The sequence below is a fragment of the Mucilaginibacter sp. genome, assembly GCF_036383575.1.
In the GTDB taxonomy this organism is placed as follows: Bacteria; Bacteroidota; Bacteroidia; order Sphingobacteriales; family Sphingobacteriaceae; genus Mucilaginibacter.
In genome coordinates this window covers 1-6,232 of the sequence record NZ_DASVOB010000370.1, presented here as the reverse complement: position 1 = coordinate 6,232, position 6,232 = coordinate 1, and the positions used below count along the sequence as shown (strand labels likewise).

Here is a 6,232-nt window from a genome sequence, read left to right as displayed (position 1 = left end):
CCCTTGCAAATACGAAAATCATCGTAGATATTTGTACGAAGAAATTCGTAATAGAGAAACAGATGGAAATTAAAGCAACAGAAAGCGAACTTGAAATTTTACAGGTAATTTGGAAAAAGGGCCAATGCACCGTACGTGAAGTTCATGATGAGCTTTCTAAAACCAAGGATGCCGGCTACACCACTACCTTAAAACTCATGCAGATCATGCATGACAAAGGAATGGTTGAGCGCGACACCACTTCAAAAACACATTTATACAAAGCTTTATTCACAATGGAGCAGGCGCAAAGCAACGCTTTGGATAAAATCTTGTCTACTGTATTTAAAGGCTCCACTTCCGATTTGGTGATCCAGGCGCTTGGCCAGCACCGCGCATCAAAAGACGAGATTGACGCTATTAAAAACTTTTTGAATCAATTTGATCAGGATAAAAAATAAACGTTATGGAAAACTTATTCTATAATATAAGCCAGGTGTTAGGCGTAACCATTTTACAATCGTTATGGCAGGGATTGCTCATATGGTTTGCCTTAAGATTAGTGTTCATTTGCGCGCCGCGATTATCGGCCATTAAAAAGCATAATTGGGCTATGGGCGCTATGCTTACGTTAAGCGCCTGGTTTATATACACGTTTATCCATCAATTCAGGCTGCATGAGTGGATCAATTACACTTCTGCAAATGCACCATCTTTATTACCACGTTTCTACCTGCCGCTGCACGAAGTAATAGCCCGACCGCAAAACAGTTATTACGAATACGTTATAAAAGGCTATCTGCCCTATATATCGGCCCTTTACTTTGCGGGATTGGTGTTTAACCTGCTTAAGGTAAGCTTAAGCTGGCAAAGGATCAGCCTGATAAAACGTACCATGGTACCTGCCGACAGGCTGCAGGACTTTGCCGATGAGCTTTGCCAAAAGCTGGGCATTAAAAAAAATGTGTGGGTAAATTTTAGCCGGATGGTTAATGCCCCCTGCATGATAGGCTTTTTAAGCCCCATTATTTTGTTGCCGATAACCCTTACAACTTACTTATCGGCTACCGAGGTTGAAGCCATTTTATTGCACGAACTGTCGCACATTAAGCGCAATGATTATCTGCTTAACCTGGTGCAGCAATTTATTTCCATACTATTATTCTTTAATCCCTTTGCCCAATTAATTAACCGCATTATTAACCAGGAGCGCGAAAACAGCTGCGACGACCTTGTTGTGCAAACTACGCAACAACCGCTCATCTATGCGCATGCACTCCTTAAACTGGAGCAAACCAGGCAACAGCATTTACAGCTGGCCCTGGCTGCTAACGGCAAAAAATATCATTTATTAAACAGAATTGAACGCATCATGAAAACAAAGAAACCTATAGGCAATATCCGCCACCTGCTTGTGGCCCTTGCCATAACAGCTGCGGGCGTTAGCAGCATTGCCTGGCTAAACCCTACTATAAAAGATGGCAAACTAACCCTTAAAAAGGTAACTGCCCCTGCTTTGCATGCTATATTTGTGGAAGACACAGTACATAAGGCTAAAGCCAAAAAGGCAGTAACCTATAAAAAGAAAACAGCAGCCGAAATAGTAAAGGCCAAACAACGTCATAATGATTTTAACTATGACGGCTTTAACGATCCCGAACTTGAGAAACTAAGTGCCGAAGTAAGCAAACAGGGCGAATTAATTGGTAAGTATTATGCCAGCGATGCTTTTAAAAACCAACAGGAAATGATTGAAGCCAAGAGCAAAGCTTTGCAGGCCTATTACAACACTGATGGTATGGAGAAAATGAAGCTGGAAATGCAAAAGATGGGCGAAGATTTCCAAAAGGAATACGGCGAAACCTCTGAAAGCAAAAGAACCAGCGAACAAATGGGCGAGATTGGCCGCAAGATAGGTGCTTATTACAGCAGTGCCGATTTTAAAAAAATGAACTCAGACCTGGAGAAAAAATATGGTATCCCTCACAACCGCGGCTACAACAGCTATAACGACGATAGAGATCCTAACTACAAAAAGTACCAGAACGAGCTGCAAAGCAAGATCCCTGCTGATGTAAAGGAGCAAACTGAACTGTTGAAAACCCTGGGCCAAAAGATCCGTAGCCGTTATGACTCGCCGGAGTTTATTGCCAAAAGAGAGCGCATGCAGGCTATGGGCGATAGCATCAGGATAGCCTACAACAATCCCGATATGAAAAAACTACAGGAGGATATGAGGCACATTGGCGAACAAATGCGCGGTTTTCAAAACAGCCCTGAAATTAAAGCAGCCCAGCAACGCCTTAAAGAAGCCAGCAAAAAACTGCAGGACTATATGAAAAGCCCGGCCTTTAAACAAAAAATGAAACTGTACCGCGATAAAATGGATAAAGACTTTGATTATAAGTTTGACACCGACGACAAAGAAGACGTAAAAACTGACACGGCTACTAACTAAATAAATTAGCAAACAGTATTAAAAAATATTTTTTAAAGAGCCTTAATTTGTAATTTAGTGTCCTCAATAAAATGAGGACACTTTTTTTATGCTTCAAAAGCTAACCATTAATAATTACGCGCTTATTGATAACCTGGAGATAGGTTTTGATAGCGGCCTGAACATATTAACCGGCGAAACCGGTGCAGGTAAATCGATCATATTGGGTGCCCTTTCGCTTATTTTGGGTCAACGGGCCGAAAGCAAATATTTTTTTAATCAGCAAAAGAAATGCGTTATTGAAGGTACGTTCAAGATCAGCGGCTTTCATTTAGCCGATTTTTTTGAGGAGAACGACCTGGATTACGAAACAGAAACCGTACTTCGTCGCGAAATTTCTGCCGATGGTAAGTCCCGTGCTTTTGTGAACGATACCCCGGTTAACCTCACCGCGCTGAAACAATTGGGTGAAAAACTGATTGATATCCATTCGCAGCATGCAACATTAGAGATCAACGATCCGGAGTTTCAGTTATTGGTGGTTGATTCGGTTGCCCGTCATTCAGATTTGCTGTTCAATTATCAAACCAAATTCCGCGCTTATAAAAAGTCATTAAGCAAGCTTAACCAACTGATTGCCGAAAGCGATAAAGCCAAGGCCGACCTGGATTATTTCCAGTTTCAGTTTGATGAATTGGAGAAAGGCTCTTTGGTTGCAGACGAACAGGAACATTTAGAATTGGAGCTCAACACCCTTAACAATGCTGAAGAAATTAAACGTAACCTTTTAAACGCCAACTATCTTTTACAGGATGGCGAGGCTGCCGCATTGATCCAGCTGAAAGAAGCGGGACAAGCTTTAGGTTCGATAGAGAAATACAATCCTGCTGTTGCCGAACTGCACCAGCGCATCAACAGTGCAATCATCGAACTTAAAGATGTTGTCGCCGAAATTGATGCTATCGAGCAACATACTTTTATTGATGAAGCCCGTGCCGAAGAGGTGAACACGCGGTTGAGCATGATCTACAACCTGCAAAAAAAGCACCGGGTAAGTACCAATGTTGAATTGCTACAGATCCAGGACGAGCTATCCGAAAAGATCCAGCAGGCTTTGTTCAGCGACGAGGCCATCGAAAAACTGCAAAAACAAATAGCTGCCGATAAAGCTGAACTTGAAAAACTGGCGGCGCAATTATCGGTCAATCGCAAAAAAGCTATTCCTGATATTGAAAAACAGGTACTGGCTACATTGGCTGAAATGGGTATGGCTAATTCAAGCTTAAAAATTGAACAACACCCTACGCCTCCCCCACCTAAAGCGGGTACTGCTGAGCAAGCTCCTTTGCTTACGGCTACGGGGATTGATAATATCCGCTTCCTGTTTTCGGCTAATAAGGGACATGCTTTAGCTGAGATGAGCAAGGTAGCTTCAGGCGGTGAGCTATCACGGTTGATGCTGAGCATTAAATCCATCGTGGCACAATACACAGCCTTACCTACTATTATTTTTGACGAGATAGATACAGGTGTATCCGGCGAGGTAGCTAACAAGGTTGGGCAAATTATGGAGCGTTTAGCCCAAAACCTGCAGGTGATCACTATCACCCACCTGCCGCAAATCGCCAGCAAGGGCCAAAGCCATTATTTTGTTTATAAAGATGATAGCGAGGCAGCTACTTTTACGCGCATTAAACAGCTAAGCAATGATGAGCGTGTGTTGGAAATTGCCAAAATGTTGAGCGGTGATAAGCCGGGTGAAAGCGCGCTGCAAAACGCGAGGGAATTATTGTTCAGTTAGCAGTTTCGGGTAGGCAGTAGGCAGGAATTGTCAACTGTTTTAATAACCAATTGGCAACCGCAAGCTCAAAATTGCAAACTGTTTACCGGCAACTGCAAACTCAAAATAAATTATAACTTTGCTTCAATTATAAAAACTTAACAAATGGCTTATAATTTATTAAAAGGTAAAAAAGGCATCATTTTCGGTGCACTAAATGAGCAATCAATAGCCTGGAAGGTGGCACAACGCGCTGTACAGGAAGGTGCTGAAATTGTATTATCAAATGCCCCTATTGCTTTACGCATGGGCGAACTCAATAAACTGGCCGAAGAATGCAACGCGCCTGTTATTGGTGCCGATGTTACCAATGGCGATGATATCAACAACCTGTTCACTAAAACACTTGAACACTTTGGCGGTAAGGTCGACTTCATCCTGCACTCGATAGGTATGAGCGTTAACGTGCGCAAAAACATACCTTACTTTGAAAATAACTACGATTTTACCCACAAAGGGTTTGATATATCAGCATTAAGTCTGCACCGCATCTTGCAAGCGGCCATGAAACATGATGCCATCAACGAATGGGGATCGGTATTGGCTTTAAGCTATATCGCTGCTCAGCGTTATTTCCCTGGCTATAATGACATGGCCGATAACAAAGCGGTATTGGAAAGCATTGCCCGTAACTTTGGTTACGAGTACGGCTTAGCTAAAAAAGTACGTGTTAACACTATTTCTCAATCACCAACCCGCACTACTGCAGGTTCAGGAGTGAAAGGCTTTGACGGCTTTATCGAATTTGCCGAAAAAATGAGTCCGCTGGGTAATGCTGATGCTGATCAGTGCGCTGATTACTGCGTAACCATGTTCAGCGACCTGACTAAAATGGTAACTATGCAAAACTTATTCCATGATGGTGGTTTCTCATTCACCGGCGTAACCCAGGCGGTTATTGACCAAATGGGCAAGTAATTTCAATATATCTTTAAACAAAAAGGAGCTTTGCATTGGCAAGGCTCCTTTTTTGTTTGAGTTAGATTGGGTTATGGTACCAATACTATTTTTACCTTTATCGGCAATTTTATATCCGTACCACCGGGTATGCTTCCATCTGCATTTTGGGCATCAATAAATAATTTACCGGTTGTATATACATGCCTGTAACTGATGCCATTATATACATTCGGTAATTGTTCATAATAACCGTTTCCCTCATCCAAGTAAACTAACACAGCACCATGATGGTCGTAATAGTCAGTAATTTCCGGAACATCTAAAGTTGTTGTATAGGCATGAACGCTATTGGGATCATTGGTATTATCCAGTACAAAAGCCGGGGTTGTATCAAAAATAGTGGTTGCACTTGGAGCGGTAACAACCGTCTCCTTTTTACAAGATGTTGCGGCAAGTACAATAGTGCAGCAAATTAAAGTCAAGATTTTTTTCATAAAGTATTGCGTTAGTTATTATAACTGTATGAACAAGTTTTTGTTCAAAGGTTTAAACGTTTTTTTATTTTTTTTATTTCGAATCATACTTTCTGAAGATTTTTCACATCGCAATATTAATTAACTAAAATTTTAGTTTAACTTTAACTATGCGTAAGTCCTTGTCGTTTTTATTGCTTCTATTACCTATATGTTGCTTGGCCCAGGTAAAAATCACCGGGAAGGTCATTAACATGACCGATACCAAACCCGTACCCAATGCCAGCGTATTTTTAAATAACGCCCAGGTAGGCAACAAAACTGCCGACGACGGCACTTTTACACTGAGCAACGTGAAGCCGGGTAAATATGATTTTATCATATCCATAGTTGGTTATGAAACCTATACTTATAGTCTTCAGGCAGGCAGCACCAATATTGACCTGGGCACCATTAGCATTATTCCTAAAACTTTTCAACTTAATGAGGTAAAGATCAGGCCCGACCCTAATCGTGAAAGGTATTACTCCATTTTCAGGCGGCAGTTTTTGGGGAGTTCTGAAAATGCCGCGCAGTGTAAAATATTAAATTCGGATGTACTTG

At 41.7% G+C, this 6,232-nt stretch carries 6 protein-coding genes; 5 read left to right on the top strand and 1 reads right to left on the bottom strand.

What is annotated here, in order from left to right; all coding sequences use genetic code 11:
* The 4 genes from VF500_RS12865 to VF500_RS12850 all read left to right on the top strand — a co-directional run.
* On the top strand, positions 1-440 hold a 440-nt coding region (locus VF500_RS12865), incomplete at its 5' end, for a BlaI/MecI/CopY family transcriptional regulator (protein ID WP_330860058.1).
* Positions 441-445: 5 nt separating this feature from the next.
* Positions 446-2,437 carry a M56 family metallopeptidase gene (locus VF500_RS12860; RefSeq protein WP_330860057.1) on the top strand — a complete coding sequence of 664 codons (1,992 nt, stop codon included), beginning with the start codon at positions 446-448 and terminating at the stop codon, positions 2,435-2,437.
* Between the two features lie 88 nt (positions 2,438-2,525).
* Positions 2,526-4,217: a DNA repair protein RecN gene (gene recN, locus VF500_RS12855; RefSeq protein WP_330860056.1), complete on the top strand. Its 1,692-nt coding sequence runs from the start codon at positions 2,526-2,528 to the stop codon at positions 4,215-4,217.
* A 144-nt stretch (positions 4,218-4,361) separates the two neighbouring features.
* Positions 4,362-5,174 (top strand): enoyl-ACP reductase FabI, encoded by an 813-nt coding sequence (locus tag VF500_RS12850; protein WP_330860055.1) that lies wholly within the window; start codon positions 4,362-4,364, stop codon positions 5,172-5,174.
* A gap of 71 nt (positions 5,175-5,245) precedes the next feature.
* Here VF500_RS12850 and VF500_RS12845 read toward each other — a convergent pair whose 3' ends face one another.
* Complete coding sequence (locus VF500_RS12845; RefSeq protein ID WP_330860054.1) at positions 5,246-5,650, bottom strand: hypothetical protein; 405 nt, start codon at positions 5,648-5,650, stop codon at positions 5,246-5,248.
* A 197-nt stretch (positions 5,651-5,847) separates the two neighbouring features.
* On the opposite strand from VF500_RS12845, the gene VF500_RS12840 reads away from it, so the two are divergent.
* On the top strand, positions 5,848-6,232 hold a 385-nt coding region (locus VF500_RS12840; RefSeq protein WP_330860053.1), incomplete at its 3' end, for a carboxypeptidase-like regulatory domain-containing protein.